Annotated in this window: 18 protein-coding genes; 8 read left to right on the top strand and 10 right to left on the bottom strand. The window is 38.2% G+C overall.

The window, feature by feature from the left end; translation table 11 throughout:
* The 4 genes from ESZ36_RS10515 to fdhA all read left to right on the top strand — a co-directional run.
* Positions 1-557, top strand: a 557-nt coding sequence (locus tag ESZ36_RS10515) for a sarcosine oxidase subunit gamma (protein WP_146787318.1), incomplete at its 5' end; no start/stop codon positions are given.
* 254 nt (positions 558-811) lie between these two features.
* Positions 812-1,690, top strand: a complete 879-nt coding sequence (purU, locus tag ESZ36_RS10510) for a formyltetrahydrofolate deformylase (protein WP_146787316.1) — start codon at positions 812-814, stop codon at positions 1,688-1,690.
* 215 nt (positions 1,691-1,905) lie between these two features.
* Positions 1,906-2,505: a helix-turn-helix domain-containing protein gene (locus ESZ36_RS10505; RefSeq protein WP_146787314.1), complete on the top strand. Its 600-nt coding sequence runs from the start codon at positions 1,906-1,908 to the stop codon at positions 2,503-2,505.
* A 546-nt stretch (positions 2,506-3,051) separates the two neighbouring features.
* On the top strand, positions 3,052-4,248 hold the full coding sequence (fdhA, locus tag ESZ36_RS10500) for a formaldehyde dehydrogenase, glutathione-independent (protein WP_011044778.1): 1,197 nt from the start codon (positions 3,052-3,054) through the stop codon (positions 4,246-4,248).
* A gap of 632 nt (positions 4,249-4,880) precedes the next feature.
* On the opposite strand, the gene rplS is transcribed toward fdhA, so the two are convergent.
* The 6 genes from rplS to ffh form a co-directional block, all read right to left on the bottom strand.
* Positions 4,881-5,234: a 50S ribosomal protein L19 gene (gene rplS, locus ESZ36_RS10490; RefSeq protein ID WP_146787312.1), complete on the bottom strand. Its 354-nt coding sequence runs from the start codon at positions 5,232-5,234 to the stop codon at positions 4,881-4,883.
* A gap of 35 nt (positions 5,235-5,269) precedes the next feature.
* On the bottom strand, positions 5,270-6,031 hold the full coding sequence (gene trmD / locus ESZ36_RS10485; RefSeq protein WP_146787418.1) for a tRNA (guanosine(37)-N1)-methyltransferase TrmD: 762 nt from the start codon (positions 6,029-6,031) through the stop codon (positions 5,270-5,272).
* A gap of 39 nt (positions 6,032-6,070) precedes the next feature.
* Entirely contained in the window at positions 6,071-6,601 is a 531-nt protein-coding gene (gene rimM / locus ESZ36_RS10480; RefSeq protein ID WP_146787310.1) for a ribosome maturation factor RimM, read from the bottom strand.
* 28 nt (positions 6,602-6,629) lie between these two features.
* Positions 6,630-6,875: a 30S ribosomal protein S16 gene (rpsP, locus tag ESZ36_RS10475; protein WP_011044805.1), complete on the bottom strand. Its 246-nt coding sequence runs from the start codon at positions 6,873-6,875 to the stop codon at positions 6,630-6,632.
* A 184-nt stretch (positions 6,876-7,059) separates the two neighbouring features.
* The gene (locus ESZ36_RS10470; protein ID WP_146787307.1) at positions 7,060-8,679 is read right to left on the bottom strand and encodes a putative bifunctional diguanylate cyclase/phosphodiesterase; all 1,620 of its coding nucleotides are present in this window, start codon (positions 8,677-8,679) and stop codon (positions 7,060-7,062) included.
* A 317-nt stretch (positions 8,680-8,996) separates the two neighbouring features.
* Positions 8,997-10,397, bottom strand: coding sequence for a signal recognition particle protein (ffh, locus tag ESZ36_RS10465; RefSeq protein ID WP_146787304.1), 1,401 nt, complete (start codon positions 10,395-10,397; stop codon positions 8,997-8,999).
* A gap of 196 nt (positions 10,398-10,593) precedes the next feature.
* Here ffh and ESZ36_RS10460 point away from each other — a divergent pair, with 196 nt between their 5' ends.
* The 3 genes from ESZ36_RS10460 to ESZ36_RS10450 all read left to right on the top strand — a co-directional run bounded on the left by ESZ36_RS10460 (position 10,594) and on the right by ESZ36_RS10450 (position 13,990).
* Complete coding sequence (locus tag ESZ36_RS10460; protein ID WP_146787301.1) at positions 10,594-11,694, top strand: SO_0444 family Cu/Zn efflux transporter; 1,101 nt, start codon at positions 10,594-10,596, stop codon at positions 11,692-11,694.
* 114 nt (positions 11,695-11,808) lie between these two features.
* Complete coding sequence (locus ESZ36_RS10455) at positions 11,809-12,606, top strand: cytochrome C assembly family protein (RefSeq protein ID WP_146787298.1); 798 nt, start codon at positions 11,809-11,811, stop codon at positions 12,604-12,606.
* 97 nt (positions 12,607-12,703) lie between these two features.
* On the top strand, positions 12,704-13,990 hold the full coding sequence (locus ESZ36_RS10450; protein ID WP_146787295.1) for an HlyC/CorC family transporter: 1,287 nt from the start codon (positions 12,704-12,706) through the stop codon (positions 13,988-13,990).
* Between the two features lie 335 nt (positions 13,991-14,325).
* Here the strand turns inward: ESZ36_RS10450 and ESZ36_RS10445 are convergent, their stop codons facing one another.
* From ESZ36_RS10445 to ESZ36_RS10435, 3 genes are all read right to left on the bottom strand, one after another.
* Entirely contained in the window at positions 14,326-14,946 is a 621-nt protein-coding gene (locus ESZ36_RS10445) for a transglycosylase SLT domain-containing protein (protein ID WP_146787416.1), read from the bottom strand.
* Between the two features lie 1,686 nt (positions 14,947-16,632).
* On the bottom strand, positions 16,633-18,222 hold the full coding sequence (gshA, locus tag ESZ36_RS10440) for a glutamate--cysteine ligase (protein WP_146787292.1): 1,590 nt from the start codon (positions 18,220-18,222) through the stop codon (positions 16,633-16,635).
* A 167-nt stretch (positions 18,223-18,389) separates the two neighbouring features.
* A complete protein-coding gene (locus tag ESZ36_RS10435) occupies positions 18,390-21,269 on the bottom strand; it encodes a M16 family metallopeptidase (protein ID WP_146787289.1) in 2,880 nt (959 codons plus the stop codon).
* A gap of 78 nt (positions 21,270-21,347) precedes the next feature.
* On the opposite strand from ESZ36_RS10435, the gene ESZ36_RS10430 reads away from it, so the two are divergent.
* Positions 21,348-22,040 (top strand): TIGR01621 family pseudouridine synthase, encoded by a 693-nt coding sequence (locus ESZ36_RS10430; RefSeq protein ID WP_146787285.1) that lies wholly within the window; start codon positions 21,348-21,350, stop codon positions 22,038-22,040.
* A 117-nt stretch (positions 22,041-22,157) separates the two neighbouring features.
* On the opposite strand, the gene ESZ36_RS10425 is transcribed toward ESZ36_RS10430, so the two are convergent.
* Entirely contained in the window at positions 22,158-23,504 is a 1,347-nt protein-coding gene (locus ESZ36_RS10425; protein WP_146787282.1) for a sodium-dependent transporter, read from the bottom strand.
* Between the last annotated feature and the right edge of the window lie 428 nt (positions 23,505-23,932).

Here is a 23,932-nt window from a genome sequence, read left to right as displayed (position 1 = left end):
CTCAGCTTGACCAATTAATTGGCCAATCAAGCGCTGGTGGCATTATTTTACATGAGCATAAGTTATTGGGTCACCTTAACTTACGTGGCAACTGTGCCGATGCTGAATTTTTAGCGGGTGTGCAAGAGGCTTTAGGGGTCGCATTGCCTATTACGCCATGTAGCAGCGCCAAGAGTGAGCTTGCTCAAATCATGTGGTTAGCGCCAGATGAGTGGTTAATTATTGTTGCCTCGGGCAGTGAAGTGGATGTTGAGCAAAAGCTTCGGTCGTATTTAACAGGCCACTTTGCGGTCAGTGATGTCAGTGGCGCGCAAACCCTGCTTGAACTGAGCGGCGAGCATGTTATCGACTTGATGAAGAAATCGACCGGTTATGATTTACACCTAGATAGTTTTCCGATTGGCAAGGTGGTTGGTACCACGTTTGCTAAAACGGGCGCACATATCTTGCGCGTGAGTGAAGACAAGTTTCAGCTCGTCGTTCGTCGCAGTTTTTCTGACTACGTGTGGTTATGGATACAACAAGGTAGCCAAGAATACGGCCTGACAATTGTTTAATGATTGTTCAATAATTGTTTAACTTTTTTTTAACGCTTTTTTAGCTTTGGTTAAGCACAGTGTTAACTAAAATCAATCGCCCCTTAACGCAAATTGTTTGTTGTTTCAATGCGCGTTAAGGGTAGCGATAACTCATCATAAAGCCGCTTACGTTTAACTGAATGGTTTGAATGGAACACTATTAAGTGAAAACTATTCAATCAACATTATTCAGTTAACACTAAGCTGTTTTAACTTCAACAATAGGATCGAACATGTCCGATATCAAACCTGTCACGCAAACGCATATTATCACCGCAGATTGTCCAAGTAGACCGGGCACGGTTGATGTGGTTACCCGTTTTTTGTGTGAAAAAGGGTTCTATATTAATGAAATTCACTCGTTTGATGATACCGCGGTCAACCGTTTTTTCATCCGTATAGAATTTAGAGCACAGACGGCGACAGACTTTAGCGCAGAAGCATTTAGCCAAGAATTTGAGCAACGCGCCAGTGAATTTGAGATGCAATGGCAATTGGCATCCAGTCCGTATAAATCTAAAGTTGTGATCATGGTGTCAAAGCACGATCATTGCTTGAATGACTTATTATACCGTTATCGCACGGGCGATCTAGATATCGACATTCCGGCGATTATCTCTAATCACCCCGATTTAGAAGACCTCGCCAAATGGCATGGTATTCCTTATTACCACCTGCCTATCACTAAGGAAACTAAACCCGAGCAAGAAGCCAAAGTGTGGCAGATAATACAAGAATCTGACGCTGACTTAGTGGTATTAGCGCGTTATATGCAGGTATTATCGAGCGACTTGTGTAAAAAGCTTTCCGGTAAAGCCATTAATATTCACCACTCGTTATTGCCCGGTTTTAAGGGCGCTAGACCTTATTTTCAAGCCTATGATCGCGGTATTAAGTTAGTGGGCGCCACCGCACATTATGTCAGTGACGATCTCGATGAAGGGCCAATCATTAGCCAAGGCGTTGAGACGGTTGATCATGGTTACTATCCTAAGGACTTAGCGGCTAAAGGGCGTGATATCGAATGTTTAACGCTGTCGCGCGCGGTGCGTTGTCATATCGAACATCGCATATTCATGTATGGGAAAAAGACCGTGGTCTTTTCTAAGTAGCGAGCTCTTAGTAGCCACTTACTAATCGCCACTCTTATTAGAAGTAATCAACGACAACGTTTATTCATTTATCGTAAACATTGTCGCTGTTTGTTAAGTATTAACCCTCATTTGCAAAGGTACGTTTGTCTGTTTCAAGCGTATTGATGTCTCTTGTTCTGCTCACTCTGGTTACTAAATAACATGATGAGCAATAGTGAAAAAAGGACATCTATATGTCAATGACAGTAACAAGCAGTAAACATGATGTGCGAGCAATTGGCGCTATTAGCATAGGCGCGCAGCTAAAGTCGATCCGAATGCGGAACAAGCTAACCCTTAGAGAGGCAGCTAACCTGACTAACTTGGCAGCTTCAACCTTATCTAAAATTGAGAATGAACAAATTTCGCCAACCTTTACCGTGATGCAAAAGTTAGCAACGGGTTTAAATATTGAGTTACCGCAATTATTTACTAAGCCAACTGTGGCACAAGCGGTTGGGCGTCGTGATATAACGTTAAAAGAGCAAGGAAATTATCATTTAACTTCCACGTATGAGCATGAATTACTGTCTACAGAGTTTAGCCATAAAAAAATGATGCCATACAAGTGCAGAGTTCACGCGCGTAGCTTCGATGATTTCGGTGAGTGGGTACGCCATAGTGGTGAAGAATACATGTTGGTGTTAGAAGGAGAAGTGCAGTTGGTTACTGAATTCTATGAACCAGTGAACTTGGTCGAAGGTGATAGCGTCTATTATGATGCCATGATGGGGCATTTGGTTATTTCGGTGAGTGAAGACGATGCACAAATTCTCTGGGTAACGGCCAAGTAACTTCGGTACATAGCTACCAAAACACGATCTATCGATTCGATTCAATTCAATTCAATTTAGTCTAATAATACTCAATTTAAAAGTTACTTACTGATTTGATAGCTCCTTAGTAAAGTGGACTCCTGACCTGCGAGTACTATTTTATTACTATTCCCTTTTATGTTTTACGTAAAAATTGTTCAAGAAAAATAAATTAATGATTAATCCACCTAAACTCTGGATAAAAATAAAACTATTTACCCACCTAACAATCAGATATTTCAACTAAAAATAATTTGAAGATGATTAATTATTATCGATAACTTTATTATCTAATGTAGTGCTTCTCCTCCTTTTTAAACTAGTTCCGTCTGTTTTAGGCATGCTAGTGTCTTTTTTAGGTATGCCTATATAATCATCAAAACGGTACCCTAAACACAGTGCTTTTCACCTTAGCCAGTAACTATTTAAATAATGATAAGGAGATTGGCTTCGATTCTTAATTAATGACCAAAGCAAAATTTTAAAAATATTATTAGTGTCATTTAACCAACAAGAGAGATTGATATGTGCTCAAATCATGGAAACCGCGGCGTTGTTTATACTGGCCCTGGAAGTGTTGAAATTCAAGATATTGCCTACCCTAAGCTTGCCATTGGCAATAGAAAGTGTGAGCACGGCGTTATTTTAAAAGTAGTAACTACCAATATCTGTGGCAGTGATCAACATATGGTACGCGGTCGAACTACCGCTGAACCAGGTCTTGTTCTAGGTCATGAAATTACCGGTATGATCATTGAGAAAGGCAGCGATGTAGAGTTTTTAGACATTGGTGACATTGTGTCTGTGCCTTTTAATATTGCTTGTGGTCGCTGTAGAAACTGCCGTGAAGGAAATACAGGTATATGTTTAAACGTTAACCCTGGTCGCGCTGGTGCTGCCTTTGGTTACGTTGATATGGGTGGTTGGGTTGGTGGTCAATCTGAGTATGTGATGGTGCCTTATGCCGACTTCAACCTGTTAAAATTTCCTGATAAAGATCAGGCATTAGAAAAAATTCGTGACTTAACCATGCTCTCTGATATTTTCCCAACGGGATATCATGGTGCTGTAACAGCTGGTGTTGTTCCTGGTGCCACTGTTTATATTGCCGGTGCTGGACCTGTAGGTCTTGCTGCTGCAGCGTCATCACAATTACTTGGCGCAGCTTGTGTCATTGTGGGCGATATGAATCCAGAGCGTCTAGCCCAAGCACGTAGCTTTGGCTGTGAAACCATTGATTTACGTCAAGATGCGACTGTGCCAGATATGATCGAACAAATATTAGGTGTTCCTGAAGTAGATGCTGCTGTGGATTGTGTTGGTTTTGAAGCTCACAGCCACGGTTGTAGCCATCATAAAGAACAGCCTGCAATTGTACTTAATACTATGATGGAAGTAACACGTGCCGGTGGTGGCATAGGTATTCCAGGACTTTACGTAACTGGCGATCCTGGTGCATCTACCGAAGCAGCTAAAACTGGCCAACTTAGTATGAACTTTGGCCTTGGTTGGGCGAAATCACACTATTTTGTCACAGGGCAATGTCCAGTGATGAAATATCATCGCAATCTAATGCAGGCAATTTTGTGGGACAAAGTACAAATTGCTAAAGCAGTGAATGTGAAAGTAATTTCACTTGATGGTGCACCTGAAGGTTATAACGCCTTTGATAAAGGGGCCGCGCAAAAGTTTGTAATTGACCCTCATTCAATGGTGGTTTAATCCTAGTTTTTTATAGCAAGCGGCGCATTTAATGCGCCGTTTTAATAACGAGAGAGTGACGTAGATAAAACCAACCTGCCAAAAGCCCTATCAGAAGTGATATCGCCAACTACAAAATAATATTAGCCCCTGCCAAACATTATCTCAGTTTTGCTGTGCCTTTAGCTTTACAAACAGTACGCGCATCAGCTCAGCGAAATATTGCTATTTACCTAACTAAAAAAAGCTAAAGCATTAGCGCATCAACGCAATATAAATCTAATGACATGGCAGAAGTGCTTTAAAGCTTCCGATACGAATTAGGCTTATACCCAACGTATTATATGAAGAATTACCGAAAATAGACCTACACTTCATGAGGTCCGAACTCACCAATATTCTTTTATAGTAAACAAGGCTTATGTCCACAAGAGTGTATCGCTCACTCGTATGTAAAAAGCAAAAAGAAAGACAAAGAAGGACGTATTGGATGGACGAAGATTCAAGCCGCTAAATTAGTTATTTACACTACTGTATAAGAAAAATACTAAGATTAAGAAAAGATTTTGCTTTAAAAACAAAAAGGCCTGAATAATGAATTATTCAGGCCTTTATTCAAACTTTCTTTACAGAAAATTGTATTGGAAATATTTCTATTTCTTAGCCAATTTTTCTTTGATACGTGCTTTACGGCCAGATAGCTCGCGCAAGTAGTAAAGTTTAGCTTGACGAACATCGCCACGACGTTTAACTTCAATTGAATCAACAATAGGGCTATGTGTCTGAAATACACGTTCTACACCAACACCGTTCGAGATTTTACGAACAGTGAAAGCAGAATGTAAGCCGCGGTTTTTAACAGCGATAACTACACCTTCAAACGCTTGAAGACGTGATTTATCAGCTTCAGTAACTTTTACTTGAACTACAACAGTATCGCCTGGGGCGAATGCTGGTAGATCTGTTTTCATTTGCTCTTGTTCGAGCATTTCAAGAATTTTACTCATATTACCTTCTTCCTAGTGTGCACAGTCTAAGTGGTTTATTTCACTTGCTTTTTAATCAAAGTAAGTGCTTTTTCCTGCTCAGCTGTCAGAGCTAGGTTATTTAATAGTTCTGGTCTTCTAGTCCACGTTCTTAGCAAAGATTGCTCTTGTCGCCATAAGCGTATGTGTTCATGATTACCACTTAACAATACTTTTGGTACTGACATTTCATCTCCCTGAGGAGTTGTTAGTACTTCTGGCCGAGTGTAATGAGGACAATCTAATAAACCGTTAGAGAAGGAGTCCTGCTCTGCTGATTCTTTATGTCCTAATACTCCTGGCACTAAGCGTGCTACAGCATCGATAACATTCATCGCAGGGAGTTCACCACCACTTAAAATGTAATCGCCAACCGACCATTCTTCGTCAATATCTGACGCGATTAGTCGCTCGTCTATGCCTTCATATCTACCAGCAATAAATACTAGTCGATCATGTTGTGCTAATTCACTTACGCCTTGTTGATCAAGCTTTCGTCCTTGCGGAGACAAGTAGATAACTTTAGCTTTACCGCCATTAACTTCTGCCGCTTTACGCGCAGCTGCAATAGCATCTCGTAATGGTTGTACCATCATTAACATGCCCGGACCACCGCCATAAGGACGATCATCAACGGTACGATGCTTATCATGGGTAAAGTCTCTTGGATTCCATTGCTGAAATTCAATTAACCCATTGCGAATCGCTCGGCCTGTTACCCCGTACTCCGTGATAGCATTAAACATTTCGGGAAAAAGGCTTATCACCCCAATCCACATTCTGTTCTTCCCTTTATCAGAGATAGTGCTAGTCACAAGTTAAAAACCCGGATCCCAGTCAACACAAATTTGTTTATTTTCAATACTAACCGACTCAATTACTTGTTCAAAAAGGTACGGGATTAACCGTTCTTTTTTACTAAAGCCATCTTTTAAATTAGCTTTCACAACCAGTACATCATTAGCGCCAGTTTCCATCATGTCAGTAACTACGCCCAGGTCGTAACCCTTGTTAGTCACAACAGACATACCTATTAAATCGCGCCAGTAAAAATCATCTTGCGATAATTCTGGCAACGCTGCTTCATTGGTTAATATTTCAGAGCCGACTAATGCTTGCGCTTCATCTCTGTCATCAATACCTGCCACTTTCACAATAAGTATTTTGTTATGCTTGCGCCAATCAGTTATTTCAACTGTTTGTGTATTATTCCCTAATTTTAATGACCAAGGGAAATAGTCAAGTATGGCTTCAGTTTCATCAGTGAATGAATGAATTTTTAACCAGCCTTTGATGCCGTAAACTGCGCCTACTTTACCCAAGATGATTTTTTTTTCTTCTGTACTCACAAAAATTCTCCTACTGCCTACTAAGCTATTAAGCCGCAGTTGCGTCTTTAACTAACTTAGCCACACGATCAGATACTGTCGCACCTTGACCTACCCAATGGGTAATACGGTCTAGATCTAAGCGTAATTTTTCAGCTTGACCTTGTGCTGTTGGGTTGAAGAAACCAACTTTCTCGATGAAACGACCATCGCGAGAGTTACGGCTATCTGCAACAACAACCTGATAGAATGGACGCTTTTTAGCGCCGCCACGAGCTAAACGAATGGTAACCATATCGTCCTCTATATATGTTAAGTGTAAAAACGGATTTTCCAGACACTTCCTGTCAACAAGCGACAGAAAAGCTCGCGTATTTTACGCTTCTAGTATATTTTTACAAGTTTTATTTACCTATCAGGTAATGAACGGTACGGTAGGCTTTGTTCAAAGAGAATAAATTATGGCAAACGGATGAGTTTTATTGCCATGAAGGGGATTGCAAAAGTTGCTCAAATGCTTTGGCAGCAACGGGACGACTAAAGTGATAGCCCTGCATAGAGTCAACATTATTAGTCATCATAAACTCACACTGCTTGGCTGTTTCAACACCTTCGGCGGTTACGTGCAGTTTTAATTGCTTAGCTAAAGCAATGATGGCTCTTGTAGCAATGATATCCCCTGCACTTTCAGGAATGTTTTTTATAAAACTACCATCAATTTTTAATTTGTTGAGCTTGAACTTAGCTAAATGTTTTATAGACGAATAACCTGTACCAAAATCATCAAGTGCGATAGAAACACCTAACGCACTCAACTCCCTAAGTTGCACTATTGATTTTTTTGCATCCTTCATCAGCGTGTTCTCCGTAAACTCTAACTCCAAGTATTGAGGATCTAAATTTGTTTCGGTCAGAGACGAAGATACCGTAGTGGCATAATTGCTGATAGCTAATTGCATCACTGACATGTTAATTGTCATTACGATGCAAGGGTAACCCTGCTGCTGCCAGGTTTTATTTTGCTGACAAGCTTGTGCGAGTACCCAATCACCAATTTTTGTAATAATGCCAATCTCTTCTGCTATCGGAATGAATACATTTGGCGCCAAATCACCGAGTAACTCATTATTCCATCGTAACAAGGCCTCTACGGCAATAATTTCATTCGAGTGGGTTGCAATGATAGGTTGGTAGTGCAGGACTAATTCATCCCTTTGCATTGCACCTCGTAATTGTTCAGCAATTTCCTTCTTGATATTAACTTGTTCTTGTAGCTCTTTAGAGAAAAAAGCTAAGCGATTACGGCCTTTTTCTTTGGCAAAGCACATCGCCGTATCTGCATGTTGAATTAACTCTTTACCGTATTCACCATCACTCGGGTATAAGGCAACACCGACATTACCAGTGATATAGACTTCTTGCATGGAAATTCGATAACACTTAGTCAGCTTTAGCAATACTTTGTCAGCAAACGTATTGATATTGTCTTTAGGCGAAATAGTCTCGAGTATAATAATAAATTCCACCCCAGTTATTCTCGCTAAGGTGTCACCTGAACGTAACTGACCGGATAAGCGTTTAGCAATTTGTTTCAAAAGCTTATCGCCGCCTACATGACCTTGTTGATCATTAACGGCTTTAAAGTCATCAATGCCAATAAATAACACTGCAATTGAGGTATTGTTTCTTGCCGCACGCGCTAGAGCTTGCTCTAAACGATCTTGACAAAGTTCTTTGTTAGGTAGATTAGTTAAGCTATCAAAAAAAGCGAGTCTTTTAATTTCCTCTTCAGCAACAAACTGTAGCTTCATTTTTTTGCGTAAATACAAACTATAACGAGTGAGTAAAACCAGTAAGCCCAAGACTGAAATACTAGCTAGCGTGATGATGTTACCTAATTGCCAATGCGGTTGACTACTCGATAAATTCATCACAAATTCAGTCATATCGAAAAAACGTGTTGACCACATAAGTGCAGCAGTAATCAGCACGATAGTTAGGCTTTCAAATACCATAGCAAAACGTTTAAAAAAGCCTACGTTTTCAGACTGACTCACTGAGCTGCGAGTAACAGCTTTGCTAACTTTATGTATAGCCATTGAATCGATTACCTTAAATTACAAACTAGAGCTTAATTGGACAAACAACCATGGAATGGCTGCCTTATGATCACTTTAATTGGGCAAGGGAATACTTAACACTCATGAATTTTTATAAATTAAGTGATGGTAAAACGAGTTAAGTATAGCTAGACGATAAGAAAATAACTTATCTTTTGCCGACAAGTGATAGTTTGCCTAATTCCATCATATTTGACATGATCTGCATTAACCGATTAAGCAATAATTGTTTTCTTTCTGAAAATAAAAAAAGCCGTAAATACGGCTTTTTTTATGAGATGACTTTTAAAATAAAATTAACGGCCGAACATTCCGCCGCCACCGCCCATGCCACCCATTCCACCACCACCTGGTGGCATCATGCCTTGCATGCTACGCATCATTTTTTTCATGCCGCCTTTACCTGACATTTTTTTCATCATTTTTTGCATTTGAGTAAATTGCTTAAGTAGCTTATTTACATCTTGAATTTGAGTACCCGAGCCAACAGCAATACGACGCTTACGAGAACCTTTAATAATATCAGGACGCTCACGTTCACCAGGTGTCATAGAATTGATAATAGCTTCCATTTGCACGGTAATTTTATCATCCATTTGATCTTTGATTTTACCAGACATGTTGCCCATACCAGGCAGCTTATCCATCATGCCTGTCATCCCGCCCATACTCTTCATTTGGACAAGCTGGTCACGAAAATCTTCTAAACTAAAACCTTTACCACTTTTAACTTTATTAGCTAATTTCTCAGCTTGCTTTCTATCAACTTTTTGCTCAATTTCTTCAACTAATGAGAGCACATCACCCATGCCAAGAATACGAGAGGCAATTCGGTCAGGATGGAAAGGTTCAAGGGCTTCAATTTTTTCACCAACACCCATGAACTTAATAGGCTTGCCAGTGATATGACGGATTGATAACGCAGCACCGCCACGAGCATCACCATCGGTTTTGGTTAAGATAATACCGGTTAGTGGTAACGCATCATTAAAGGCCTTCGCTGTATTAGCAGCATCTTGACCTGTCATGGCATCAACAGTGAAAAGGGTCTCTATTGGATTGATAGCAGCATGAAGTTGCTGTATCTCACCCATCATGTTTTCATCAATATGCAATCGACCTGCAGTATCGACAATTAACACATCATAAAAATTTTTCTTAGCATGATCAATGGCGGCATTGGCAATATCAATCGGTTTTTGGTTGATATCACTTGGGAAGAAACCAACACTTATTTCTTCCGCTAACGTTTCAAGTTGCTTAATAGCTGCTGGACGATATACATCAGCACTTACTACTAATACTTTTTTCTTTTCACGTTCTGTTAAAAATTTGGCTAACTTAGCTACAGAAGTTGTTTTACCTGCACCTTGCAAACCGGCCATTAGCACAACCGCTGGTGGTGCAGCTCTTAAGTCAAGACCTTCATTGACTTCACCCATGGCTGACTCAAGTTCTTTTTGAACTATTTTGACAAAAATCTGCCCTGGCGTGAGGCTTTTAGAAACATCAGTACCAACAGCTTTTTCTTTTACTTTGGCTATAAATTCACGAATGACGGGTAAAGCGACGTCAGCTTCAAGTAATGCCATACGCACTTCGCGTAAGGTTTCTTTGATATTGTCTTCGGTTAAACGGCCACGGCCACTAATATTTTTAAGCGTTTTACTTAAGCGTTCGGAAAGATTGTCAAACATGAAATACTCTAACAGCGAAATATGGGTAAGGTTAATGCTGCTATTATACCCAAATATCCTTAAGATGCGACAGCAGATAGTTCTACATCTGATTTAGTCGCTAGAAAAGTTGATGAAATAGACTTAAGTTAGGTGCTGCGTCAATACTAGCCATGTTATAGTTACGTTGATTTTCAGACACTAACCTAGGTATTTTATGGAACAGTTAACCGCCTTAACAATAAATTTTCTCGATTTGAGTGCTGAAGCTAGTCCTTGGTTATTATTAGGCTTATTAATTGCCGGGCTAATGAAAGCTTGGGTGCCTAGTGAAGTATTGAGTAAACATCTAGGGCAAGGCAAAACAGCCATCATAAAAGCGGCACTTATTGGTGCTCCATTACCTTTATGTTCTTGCGGGGTTATTCCTGTAGCAACAGAGCTTAGACGAAGCGGTGCTTCAGCCTCAGCAACGTCTTCATTTTTAGTCGCCACCCCCGAAACTGGCATTGATTCAGTATCTGTTTCTTATGCTTTATTAGGTCCTGTTTTTGCTATTTACCGACCTATTGCAGCGATAATGTCCGCTATTATTACTGGGTTATTGGTTTCTACGATTAAAGAGGAACAAATAAAATCTTCCGCTGATCGACAGCATAGTGAAAAAGCAGGATGTTGCAGTAGTAAGAAGACAGTTAAAGTAGAACAACTACCTAAAAACACAAAATCCTGTTGTGGCAGTAAAAAGGTCACACCAGAAATAATTGAAAATACCTTTGTAAGTAAAACGAAGCACGGGGTTTATTACGCCTCAACCAAACTTATCGATGACATTATCATTTGGCTTTTAATCGGTTTGATTTTTGCATCTCTTGTACGTACTTTTTTACCCCAAGAGTTTCTATTAAGTTATGGCAGTGGTTTGCCTGCCATGCTGTTGATGATATTAATATCCATCCCTATGTATATTTGTGCAACAGCCTCAACGCCTATTGCCGCAGGATTTATTATGGCTGGGTTATCACCAGGTACAGCCTTGGTCTTTATGATGGCGGGTCCAGCAACAAACATTTCAACCTTGGGCGTTATTCGCAATGAAATGGGTAGTGCTGTATTGATACGATACTTACTTGGCGTGGCAGTTTGCGCTATTGGCTTCGCGTTATTATTAGATTTTTCATTAAGTTTTTATGACATTAATATTAGTGAGCAAATGCAGCATAGCCATGAGCTTTTACCTAAGTGGTTTGGGTTAAGCTGTGCCGGGTTGATTGCTTTTCTATCAATAAAGCCACTAAGACACTTGTTGATTAAATAAGCCTTAGCTTTCTTAATTTAAGTCAATACTTTGCGCTAATCACATGGCGCTTAAGATTTTATCTGATAGAATCTATTTTTTAATGCATATTTTCAGTTGTTTTAGGGGTTTTAAGTGAATTTTTTGGTTATAGGTTCAAGTTTAGCATTCTTGCTTTATATACTTGCTACGTTGGCAATCGTTACACGATTATTCCATCCTAAAGGACCGAATATCACCTTAGTTTTAAGTTTAGCTACAGCAGCTATTATTGTGCATGGCTTTAATGACGGTTTATTGTTTTTTTCACAAGATACAATTAACTTTAACTTACCTAATGTTATTTCCTTGGTCAGCTTAATTATAACGATAGCGGTAACCTTAGTGTCATTGCGCTTTAAAGTTAATTTATTGCTGCCGGTTATCTATGGATTTACAGGCTTATGGCAGTTAGTCATTCTGTTTATCCCACCCGTTGACTCTATTCCTTTGGTGATAGAGAAAGTTATTTTATTAAGCCATATCAGTTTTGCATTAATAGCTTATTGTGTTCTTATTATCGCTACTTTATATGCTTTTCAAGTGACCTATATCAATTTAAAACTAAAAAGTAAGAACTTAACTGCGGTGGCACATTTACCACCACTTATGCAGGTAGAGAAGCAACTTTTTAGTATATTAACCGTAGGCACTGCAATTTTATTTATCAGCCAAATTATTGGTTTTGTTTTTTTAGACGGTTTTTTAGCGAAAGAAAATGCTCATAAAACAATACTTTCATTACTCTCTTTTGCTATTTATGGCCTAATTCTTTGGGGACATTTTGAAAAAGGTTGGCGTGGTCACAAAGTACTTGTGTTAATGGTGAGTGCAAGTGCTTTACTTACTCTTGCTTATTTTGGTAGCCGATTCGTTAAAGAGTTTATTTTATAAATAGCAACTATCCCCCTCCCTTGTCTCAATGACACTGCTGGTATATGCTCGCAGTGTCACTTAATTATTTTAACTATTAGAAAAGGAAATCCCCTTCTTGGACAGTATATCCACCCAGATGCTTTTTACCATTCTTGGCGTCTTAATACTGATTTCTGCTTATTTTTCAGGTTCTGAAACCGGCATGATGTCATTGAATAGATATCGATTACGTCATCTCGAAAAACAAAAGCACAGAGGTGCTAAACGAGTTAGTAAATTATTAGCTCGACCTGATCGTCTTATCGGTTTAATTCTTATTGGTAATAACCTAGTTAATGTTTTTGCATCATTAGTTGCAGGGGTTATTTTTAATCGATACTTCGGCGATGCTGGGATTTTATATGCCGGTTTAGTACTTACCTTGGTGATCTTAATTTTTGCAGAGGTCACGCCAAAAACATTGGCAGCACTATATCCTGAAAAAGTAGCCTTCCCTAGTTCAATCATTTTAAGCTTATTGCTTAAAATACTATTCCCTGTTGTGGTTGTCGTGAATTGGATAACGAATGGTATTTTAAGGCTTCTTGGCGTTAGCTCAGAGCAAAGAGAGCAGCATAGCCTTAGTAGTGAAGAGTTAAGAACCGTTGTGAATGAGTCTGGCGCTTTATTACATCAGCGTGATCAAGATATGCTGGTAAGTATTTTAGACTTAGAAAAAGTCTCCGTTGAAGACATCATGATCCCTCGCAGTGATTTAGTCGGCATTGATGTTAACGATGATTGGAAAAAAATACAAAAACAACTTACTCAAGCTAACCATACCCGCGTATTACTATATCGCGATAGTATCGATGACGTTGTTGGTTATATCCATGCCAGAGATGCCTTAAAACTTTTATCAAAAAATCAGTTCAACAAGGCTACATTACTTAGAGCGGTACGTGAGCTGTATTTTGTTCCCGAAGGAACTCCGTTAAATATTCAATTATTGAAATTTCAGCATGCTAAAGAACGTATAGGTTTAGTTGTTGATGAATACGGTGATATACAAGGCTTAGTAACGTTAGAAGACATTCTTGAAGAGATTGTTGGTGACTTTACTACGACCATGACCCCTACAACCAGTGATGAAGTAACTTTACAGCCTGATGGCAGCTATTTAGTTGATGGTAGCGCGAGTATTCGTGATATTAATAAAGAGATGTCATGGCAATTGCCCACAGATGGCCCTAAAACTCTTAACGGCTTAATTATCGAGTATTTGGAAGAGATACCGAAAAGTAATATTAGCTTGCGTATCTCTGGCTACCCTGTCGAAATCATTGACGTTGCAGGCAATAAGATAAAAACCGTTCGGGTCATGCCAGAGCACTTTATCAATGAAAGTCCTGAAGAAGAGTAATTAGAGCAAAATAAAAGTTAATCACAAAGTTATCCACAGAATGAGGGTTTCGATAATCCTCAATAGCTTTCCACAATTTCTGTGGATAACAATAGCCAACCCTATCAGCAGCAGCATTTTGCTATTTCAACAATTATTTAACAAAAAATCATACTTTTTTTTCTGATTTTTTAATGATAATACTAGCTATTCTTGGAGCGGTTATCGCACCTAGCCTTAACGGATTTTTATTGTAAAATTAACAAATTGGCAAGCTTTATGCGCTTGTCGCATTATTAAACACATAGATTAACTGACTAAATAGTGCCATTCTAGTTTTCATATTATTGTCCGGCTTAAGCGAAAAATAATCGCCATAACCAACCATGATCTAAGTCTTTTTCACAACTTTTTAATTGACTGCTATAACGTCGAGCGCGATTGTCTACTTTTCTCGACACTTTCACCAACCAAGGCTTCTTTTTATAGCTTTTATGCTTAAAACCACCCCAACCTTCATGATAATTTAAATACTGGTTATATGCGTCCCACTTTGATACGCCATTTACCTTTTGGGTTTTAAAAATAAACCAGCCCATAAAGTCTATTGCATCATCAAAGTCATCACGATCAGCCCCTGAATTACCTGTTTCCCTAATATAGTCTTTCCAGGTCATCGTTTTTGCTTGTGAGTAGCCATATGCAGTACTTACCCTCCCCCAAGGTATAAAGCCAAAGAGATAGTCCATAGGAGGCTTTGCATCATGACGAAAAGAACTCTCTTGATACATCATGCTCATAGGAACATGAATAGGTACGCCCCAGCGTTCACGGGTATCTTTGGCAGCAAAATACCAATCACTGTGTTCGCGAAAAATTTCACATATATTTTCAGGATTTTTCGGTGGTGGGGTTGCACAACTTGCTAGTAATAAGACGCTTGCTGCTGTTAACAGTACTGTTTTACATGAAGACATAAACAAATAACGGTTATTATAATTTGTCATTTATAATGACAGAAATAGATAATTAATGGCAGTTTTAGCTAATAAAATTATCAGTTTAATTAAATTTAAAGAATAATTTAAATTTATTGAAAATAATTTGAACTAAACAAGAGAACTGCACTCTTATTTAACAGTTATGTTATTCCCTTAGTGTTTCATGTTTTATGCGCTCTCTATTTTTAGTTGGGCGCTTTTTTTTGCCTAAAATTCAGTATGTCTAAATAACAGCAATGTTATTCCACTCTCTATTAGTGATGGTTCATGCTTTATGCGCTCTCCTATCTAGCATAAGTAGTTGGGCGCTTTTTTTGCCTAAAATTCAGTATGTCTAATTAACAGTAATGTTATTCCACTCTCTATGAGTGAAGTTTCATGTTTTATGCGCCCGCTTTTAATTATTGGAAACTTTTTTTTGCCCAAAATTAAGTACGTCTAAATAACAGTAATGTTATTCCACTCTCTATGAGTGATGGTTCATGCTTTAAGCGCTATCTACTTTTAGTTGGGCGTGTTTTATTAACTTAAAATTTGATACCCAATATGCTTTTAATAACTATATTTTATACCGCGTTCGGATAGCTACAGAGTCTGTCATGCGATTTTGAGAAGAATATTAAAAAAAGTTAAAACAAATTGAACTAAACAACAAAACAGTACTCTTACTTAATAGTTATGTTATTCCCTTAGTGTTTCATGTTTTATGCGCTCTCTATTTTTAGTTGGGCGCTTTTTTTTGCCTAAAATTCAGTATGTCTAAATAACAGTAATGTTATTCCACTCTCTATGAGTGATGGTTCATGCTTTAAGCGTTATCTATTTTTAGCTGGGAGCGCTTTTTTTTGCCTAAAATTCAGTATGTCTAAATAACAGTAATGTTATTCCACTCTCTATGAGTGATGGTTCATGCTTTAAGCGCTCTCCTATCTAACATAAGTAGTTGGGCGCTTTTTTTTGCCTAAAATTCAGTATATCTAAATAACAGCAATGTTATTCCACTCTCTATGAGTGATGGTTCATGCTTTAAGCGCTCTACTATCTAACATAAGTAATTGAACGCTTATTTTTACCTAACATTTGATACTAAATAGGCTTTCAATCACTGTATATGATTTCATATTTGGATAGGTAGCTAGGGCTTTATTATGCGATTTAAAAAAGGATAATAAAAAGATTTAAAATAATTTGAACTAAATAACAAAACAGCACTCTTACTTAACAGTTATGTTATTCCCTTAGTTATTAGTAATGTTTCATGTTTTATGCGCCCTCTATTTTTAGTTGGGCGCTTTTTTTTGCTTAAAATAAATGAATCAATAACAGCTATGTTTTAACTAACCGATGACGCTAACAAAAAGATAGCTTTTTGTTAGCGTCAAAATAAATTTCTTTTCAAGAAAAAGGCTGATTAGCTATTCAATATAAAGGGATTTTTTGGCAGGAAATATATGGGAATGAAAATATTTTAAATAAAATGAACTTATCTATGATTTCGTCCTCTTATTTAATGAAACATTCTTCCCTGGATTGCTTTCATTTGATTTAAGTTTTGTTTGCTTAAATAACCGGCGCGTCATCTTGACGCGCTTTTTTTATAGTTATTATTCTGTTTTTTCTATTTTTCTCTCAATAATTGAAGCAAATATATTCCAGCCTGTTTTATGCGAAATAATCTGACAGGAAGTCATCAAAATTTAGTTCGTCACCTGCTTCAATTTCTGCTTGGGCTTTATGAGAGTCAGGTACGCTTTGATCAAAGAATGCTTGATCATAGGATTGATAATCACGCACTTTAGCTTCTCGTTGATATTCACTCGCTTTATCTAAAGCAAACTGCGATAAAGATTGCTCTTGAATAATCGATAACAATTTTGCGGAAGGCGTTAAGCTTGAATCATTAATTTTAGCTTGCTCACGAACAATAGCTTCACTGTATTTACTTGTTTGGTATGATTTATCTAACAGTTGTGCCACTTGCTTCATCTGCTCAAATAATTCATTGCCCCACTCAGGAACCGATTTAAGCGTAACTTCACCGCAACAATTAGCATCGCTAAGTAATAATTCAGGATCTCGACCACGAAGAACCACAGCATTCATGTTATCTTCATGGAGTTTCTGGCGCGTACAATCAAACTCTTTATTATCAATAAAAGCACAGAAAGTAATAAAGATATCTAAGAAATGAACTTGCTCAAGGCTAATGCCTGTATCTGAAAAAGGATTTACATCAAGCGCTCTCACTTCAATATATTCAACACCGCGCTCTCCTAAAGCATCTGAGGGCTTTTCACCTGGCTTGGCTACTCGTTTAGGGCGAATAGGTGCATACAGCTCATTTTCAATTTGTAGCACGTTATCGTTAAGTTGTTGATACTGACCATCAACCTTTATGCCAAGACTGGCGAAGTCGTTAGATTTCAGTTTTATAGCCTGTTGAACACCATCAACATAATCAGCTAAATTGTTATAACAAATTTTCAGTGCTGATTGCTCTGAGCTGGTATAGCCTAAGTCACTCATACGCAACGAGGTGGCATGCTCAAGGTAAAGCGCACCAAATGGAGATTGTTTAAAAGGCAACTTATGTTCTTTACCTTGTAAAAAAGATCCACAGATTGCTGGAGAGCTTCCGTATAAGTAAGGAATTAACCAACAAAATCGTTTGTAATTTCTTAGGATGGAAAAGTAGCGTTCAGAAATAAAGTCATCAAGAGGTAACGACTTTTCACCGGACGACTGATGCAGATTTTGTTGCACTTGCCAAAAGTCTTGAGAGAACGACAAGTTAAAATGTATGCCTGAAATGACTTGCATCATTGAGCCATATCTATTTTTCAGACCTTGGCGATAAACAGTCTTCATAGTACCTATATTTGAACTGCCATATTGCGCTAAAGGTATCTTTTCAGCATCATCAACAAAGCAAGGCATGCTCATTGGCCACAGCAGTTCACCTTCAATATTAGCAAAAGTATATTTTTGAATATCTTGAAGTTGAGCAATAGCTTGCTCTGGAGAAAAACTAACCGGAGTAATGAATTCGAGCAGAGTTTCTGAGTAATCAGTAGTTATCTGTCCATGCGTGAGCGCGGAACCAAGTTGATGATAATGACCATGCTCCGATAACTTACCTTCTGGTAATATTCTCAAGGCTTCTCGCTCTATACCGCGCCCAATACCGGCAACGGCAGCCAAGTTTTTATTTTGGCTAAAAGCGCCAATATAATCAGTTAATGATAGTGTCAAAATAATTCCTATATATACTAATCAGCCTAACTATTATCTCAGTTTAGCTTAGTTTAATTTAGTATTTAGCGAGAAAAGGGTAAAAAGCCTCCCCTTATAGATAATCATATAAATAAGGGGTCTGTTGGTATTTTTCAATACTTAACTATTTTTATTTACCAAATAGTTTATTTAGCTAGTTCGAGATCAACAACTTCGATATCAAGCTTTTGAAGTTGTGGCTTAACTACTTGACCGTCCCCTACTACAATCCATTGCATAGGTTTTGATAATTCTTGTGCCGCTATAGCATTTAACTGCTCAATACTTATGCTGTTTATTATACTGCTTTGTTCTTCTCCATAATTAACAGGTAGATTGAACTGTAACAATTGTCTTAAAAAACCACTTTTTTGGCCTGGTGTTTCAAAGCTTAATGCTTCATTTTGCGAAATAGCTTGGCGCATAAAAGTCACTTCACTTTCTGTTAAGCCATTTTGCTGGTAATTTTTTAATTCCTGCTCAATTTCAACCATAGCATCATAAGTATGCTCTTTTTTAACACTCGCACCTGCACTAAAACGACCTAAAGTTTTACCTGCAGAAAAGTAGCTTGATGCGCCATAGGTATAACCTTTATCTTCACGTAAATTTAAATTAATACGGCTATTAAACGCACTGCCTAATGGGTAATTCATTAACGTCGCTTCAAAATGTTCACCCGTTGCATCATAAGTCATCGCTCTACGTGATAGCTTTATCACTGATTGGCTGGCATTAGGTAAATCAACAAAATACAGCTTATTAGGTGTTACCTCAGGGAACTTATAATCTCCGTTAATCGTATAATTTTTACCTTGCCAAGTGCTTAATGAAGCAAGTTTCGTTAATAATTCAGCTTTATCGATGTCACCAACTACAACTAAACTTGCTTTAGCTGGCGAGAAATATGCTTGGTAAAAACCTTTAATATCATCCAGTGTTATCGCAGATACGGTAGCAATAGTGCCGCTATCAGCTAAACCAAAACGATTATCCTTGCCGTAAGTTACTTGTTTTAAAGCATTGCTAGCTAACGTACGAGCATCTTTATTACCTTGCTCTAATCCTTGAATCAATTGATTTTTAACGCGATTAAAATCATCTTGTGCAAATTCAGGTTTAAACATCATCTCGTTCATTAACGCTAAGGTAGCATCAAAGTTTTTAACTAAGCTATTAACTTTAATGTAAGTATTTCGCCCTGCTGCACCAATAGAAATATTACTGCCTAATTTAGCTAATTCATTCGATAGCTCTTCTTTGCTGTGAACAGTAGTGCCTTCATTCATCAAACTCGCGGTTAAACTTGCTAAACCAGCTTTGTCCACAGAATCAAGTAATACTCCGCCATCAAGACTTAGTAGCAAACTAATAGTCGGTGTTTCACTATTTTTAGTCGCAATGATTTCAATGCCATTTTCAAAGGTTTCACGCCATAGACTCGGTACTGTAATTTGTGGGTTAGCAGGAGAGCTTGGCATAACGCTGCGATCAAAATCACTAGCATTCTTCATAATAGGCGTATCAAGTTGTGCTAGCTTCGCAGGATTACTGACGTCCGGTAAAACAAAGTTATTTGCTTTGGCAACTAACGCTTCTTGGCCTTGAGGCACTATCGATAATATTGCTGCGCCTTTACCTTGAATATATTTTTTGAATACACGCATAACATCAGCTTTGGTCACTTTATTATAACGAGCAACTTGTTGCTCAGTGTAATTTGCATCCCCTAACATGGTTTGATAATGCGCTAAATTAGAGACCTTACCTGACACACTTTGCAGTCCATAAATAGTACCTGTTTCGATACCAACTTTAGTCTTCAATAAATCATCCGCATTAACACCACGCTCTTCAAACTCAACTAAAGTATCATTAATTACTTGTTCAATTTTTGCTAATGACAAACCTTGTTGTGGGTTTGGCAGCGCATAGAAACTCATTTGACAAGCAAGTTCACGACAAGGATGGCTAGCGCCTGCTTGCACAGCAATACCTGATTTAACGAGATTTTTATAAAGTAATGATGTTGGACCGCTACCTAAAATATTAGCAAGTACATCTAAAGCTGGCTCATCTTCATGCATGCCGTAAACCGTAGGGAAGCTAATATAAAGCAAAGGTAAAGAGACATTATCAGTAAAAGAGTAGTAACGATTTTCGCTCAATGTCACTGACGATTTGGCGATGTTTTCTACAATGGGTCCTGCATTTAATTCACCAAAGTATTTATTTACCCAAGCCAGCGTTTGCGCTTCATCAATGTCACCACCAATGGTAATTACCGCATTATTTGGACCATACCATCGAGAGAAGAACTCTTTTAAATCAGTTACGGTACCACGGTCTAGATCTGTCATATAGCCAATAACTGGCCATGAATAAGGATGTTCACGTGGGAAAATCATTTGATTAACGGTTTCATTTAATCGGCCATAAGGGCGATTATCAACATTCTGACCACGCTCATTTTTTACCGTCGCGCGTTGTATCTCAAATTTTTCAGGGGTAATAGCTTCAAGTAAAAAGCCCATACGATCAGACTCAAGCCATAACATTTTTTCTAACTGATTTTTCGGTACTGTTTCAAAGTAGTTAGTACGATCAGAGTTAGTGGTGCCATTGAGGTCTCCACCACTTTGTGTCACCACTTTAAAATGTTGTTCATCAGCCACATTTTGTGAACCTTGAAACATCATATGTTCAAAGAAATGTGCAAAACCTGATTTACCTAATTGTTCACGGGCAGAGCCAACGTGATAGGTAACATCAACATGTACCAGAGGGTCTGAATTATCTTTATGTAAAATAACTGTTAAGCCATTAGCTAATTTATACTTTTTAAAAGGAATATTAAGCGTATCTTGCTGAGCGCTAACCGTTTCAACCAAACTCACACCTGTGGGTAACGTTATAGTTTCTTGGCTACTACATGCAAATAACAATGCTGTACTAGCAGCTATTGCCGTGATTCTAAATTTATTTATTATCTGTGCCGGAAAGAGGTTTTGAGGAGATTGTCGCAAAATAACATCCTGTAAAAAGAGTAAAAATGAATAGTTTGAATTATCATAGCAAACATAGAGACTACTCGGTAAATTTAAATGTATAAAACTATTGCAGAACATCATGATTTTATTGTTGTTGATAAATCAGCAGGCGTAAACTTTCATGATGAAGGTGACATTGGCTCAGGACTATTTTCTCTGGTGAAAAAACAGTTACAAAGCCAAAGCAAAAACGCTGAGTTATACCCAGTGCATAGGTTAGATAAGATGACATCAGGTTTAGTTATTTTTGCCAAAAATTTAGCTTGTGCTCAATCCTTTGGCCAACTATTTAACGATCACGATATAGAAAAATATTACCTTGCCATTGCTGATAAAAAGCCGAGTAAAAAGCAGGGTTTAATTAAAGGTGACATGGCGAAAAGCCGACGGGGTATGTTCAAGTTATTACGGACGATGGAAAACCCCGCTATTACGCAGTTTTTTTCATTTAGCATTCCTAACAAACAACGGTTATATCTGCTTAAACCTCACTCGGGTAAAACCCATCAATTGCGCGTTGCTTTAGCAAGTATCGGCGCCCCTATTGTTGGTGACCCACTTTATTACAGTACATCGCAGGCATACAGGGGTTATTTGCATGCTTTTGCTCTAAAATTTAGCTATTTAGGAGAATGCTTCGAGTTTATTTCTCTACCCAATAAGGGTGAACTCTATTTAAACACAGAAGTGATTGAACAATTATCGGCAATAAAAAAGCCTTGGCAATTAAACTGGCCAAGGCTTTAATTCGATAACTAATAACTAATAATGCCGTGTTCCGATTTGTTTACAGTAAAGAACAAAGTACCAAGATCACGGCCGTATCAGGTAGCTAATACCAAACAGATTAATTTATTGCTATAACTATAATGAATGCCAAAAAACTAAGCCAATGGCTGTTGGACAAACAAACTTAGTGTACCAAGGCCAGATTTTCCAAAACAGGCCATATTCAACATATTCATTACCTTGCTTAATCTCCGATAAAATATCACTTCTATGCCATATCCAACCAGCAAATACACAACACAGCATGGCAATAATTGGCTGGCCATATTGAGTTGATAAAGTAGCAACAAAGTCCAACATCCAATCCAGATTAACAACGATAAGAATACTCAGTACTAAAATACCTAAACCAATGAAGGTTGTCGCTTTTTCACGAGGCGTATCATGACGCTCCACCACAAAAGACACAGGGCCCTCAAGCATAGATATACTCGAGGTTAGCGCGGCTATCGACATTAAAACAAAAAAACCAAAAGCAACGAATAAACCAACATAACCCATACCAGAAAAAAGTGCAGGCAATACAGTAAAGACCAAGTTTGAACCTGATATGAGACTGCCATCTTCTGCGAATATTGCTACGCCTTGTGCTTGTGCAACATACATTGCAGGAATAATTAATAAGCCGGCTAAAAAGGCAATAGAAACGTCAATTAAAGTTACTTGTGCACCAAGCGTTACTAAATTCTCTTTTTTAGCAATATAAGAGCCGTAAATAATCATCACACTGGTACCCAATGACAAAGAGAAAAACGCTTGTCCTAAAGCACTTATTAAAAGATCGGGTTCAAATACTCGAGAAATATCAGGATTTAAATAAGCATTAAAGCCTTCTCTTGCCCCATCAAGCGTAAAGACGTAAATAATCAATAAGATCAATAAACCTATTAACATAGGCATAAGGCGTTTCGACCACTTTTCAATACCTTCTTCAACACCCCGACGAATGATAAAAATAGTTAGTCCCATAAAGAGCGCAGTAAAGAGTATGTTGCGAGTTAATGAGTGATTTATCAGCCAGTCAGCTGCGCCCGTAAAGCCACCTAACCTTGCTAGCGGCTCTATGGCATAAGACATCATCCAACCTGCGATGATGCTATAAAAACTTAAAATAAGTGCCGCACAAATAATACCGCCAAAGCCAACAACAAAACCAAAACGTTTTTGCCAAGTACTACGTGCAATCTTTTGCATACTGCTAACGGCGTTTGCCTGACCATATCGGCCAATTAACAGCTCAGCCATAAAAGCAGGATAAGCTAAACAAAATGCCAACACTAAATACACTAGTACAAAAGCAGCACCACCATTGCTCGCTGTTTGGGTTGGAAAACCCCAAATATTACCTAAGCCGACAGCAGAGCCTGCCGCCGCCATAATAAAACCGAAACGCGAACTAAAGCCGCCTCTTGAAACACCCATTCATTTCCCCAAATTTCTTACGAACTATCGTTGCTAACTATTTAACCTTTGAGTAACGCTCTATACCCGCTCCACTTGAAAGTGCTCGTTTCAGGAAGCCTGAGCGATTCATAATTAAGGCACATTTTTTTATTAAGGGTTATTCAGGAGAATATGCTCCTGCATTCACTAATAAGCTGCATCCATGCAGCGTCCTTAAAAAAAATGTAACGCAGAGTATGATTTGCTCAGCCTTCTCCAAGGGTTGGTCTAGAAACGCTTTATGCTTCGTTATTGATTTCGACAATAGAATAACTATTCTCTTCAATCAATGCCTTACCTAAAGGCGTTTCTAATTCCAGCTGAATCATGCATCTTCAAGTGGAACGGGTATATATAATTATCTCAAGGATGTTTTTATTTTTATAATTACAGTATTTTTATAATAA

The sequence above is a fragment of the Colwellia demingiae genome, from assembly GCF_007954275.1.
GTDB classification, from domain to species: Bacteria; Pseudomonadota; Gammaproteobacteria; order Enterobacterales; family Alteromonadaceae; genus Colwellia; species Colwellia demingiae.
This window is presented reverse-complemented; position numbering and strand designations above follow the sequence as displayed.

Coding starts and splice junctions, on each gene's coding strand:
- fdhA (WP_011044778.1), top strand. CDS start 3,052: ATGTGCTCAAATCATGGAAACCGCGGCGTTGTTTATACTGGCCCTGGA.
- rpsP (WP_011044805.1), bottom strand. CDS start 6,875: ATGGTTACCATTCGTTTAGCTCGTGGCGGCGCTAAAAAGCGTCCATTC.
- ffh (WP_146787304.1), bottom strand. CDS start 10,397: ATGTTTGACAATCTTTCCGAACGCTTAAGTAAAACGCTTAAAAATATT.
- ESZ36_RS10460 (WP_146787301.1), top strand. CDS start 10,594: ATGGAACAGTTAACCGCCTTAACAATAAATTTTCTCGATTTGAGTGCT.
- ESZ36_RS10425 (WP_146787282.1), bottom strand. CDS start 23,504: ATGGGTGTTTCAAGAGGCGGCTTTAGTTCGCGTTTCGGTTTTATTATG.
- ESZ36_RS10430 (WP_146787285.1), top strand. CDS start 21,348: ATGTATAAAACTATTGCAGAACATCATGATTTTATTGTTGTTGATAAA.
- purU (WP_146787316.1), top strand. CDS start 812: ATGTCCGATATCAAACCTGTCACGCAAACGCATATTATCACCGCAGAT.
- trmD (WP_146787418.1), bottom strand. CDS start 6,031: ATGTGGATTGGGGTGATAAGCCTTTTTCCCGAAATGTTTAATGCTATC.
- ESZ36_RS10505 (WP_146787314.1), top strand. CDS start 1,906: ATGTCAATGACAGTAACAAGCAGTAAACATGATGTGCGAGCAATTGGC.
- ESZ36_RS10470 (WP_146787307.1), bottom strand. CDS start 8,679: ATGGCTATACATAAAGTTAGCAAAGCTGTTACTCGCAGCTCAGTGAGT.
- ESZ36_RS10445 (WP_146787416.1), bottom strand. CDS start 14,946: ATGTCTTCATGTAAAACAGTACTGTTAACAGCAGCAAGCGTCTTATTA.
- rplS (WP_146787312.1), bottom strand. CDS start 5,234: ATGAGTAAAATTCTTGAAATGCTCGAACAAGAGCAAATGAAAACAGAT.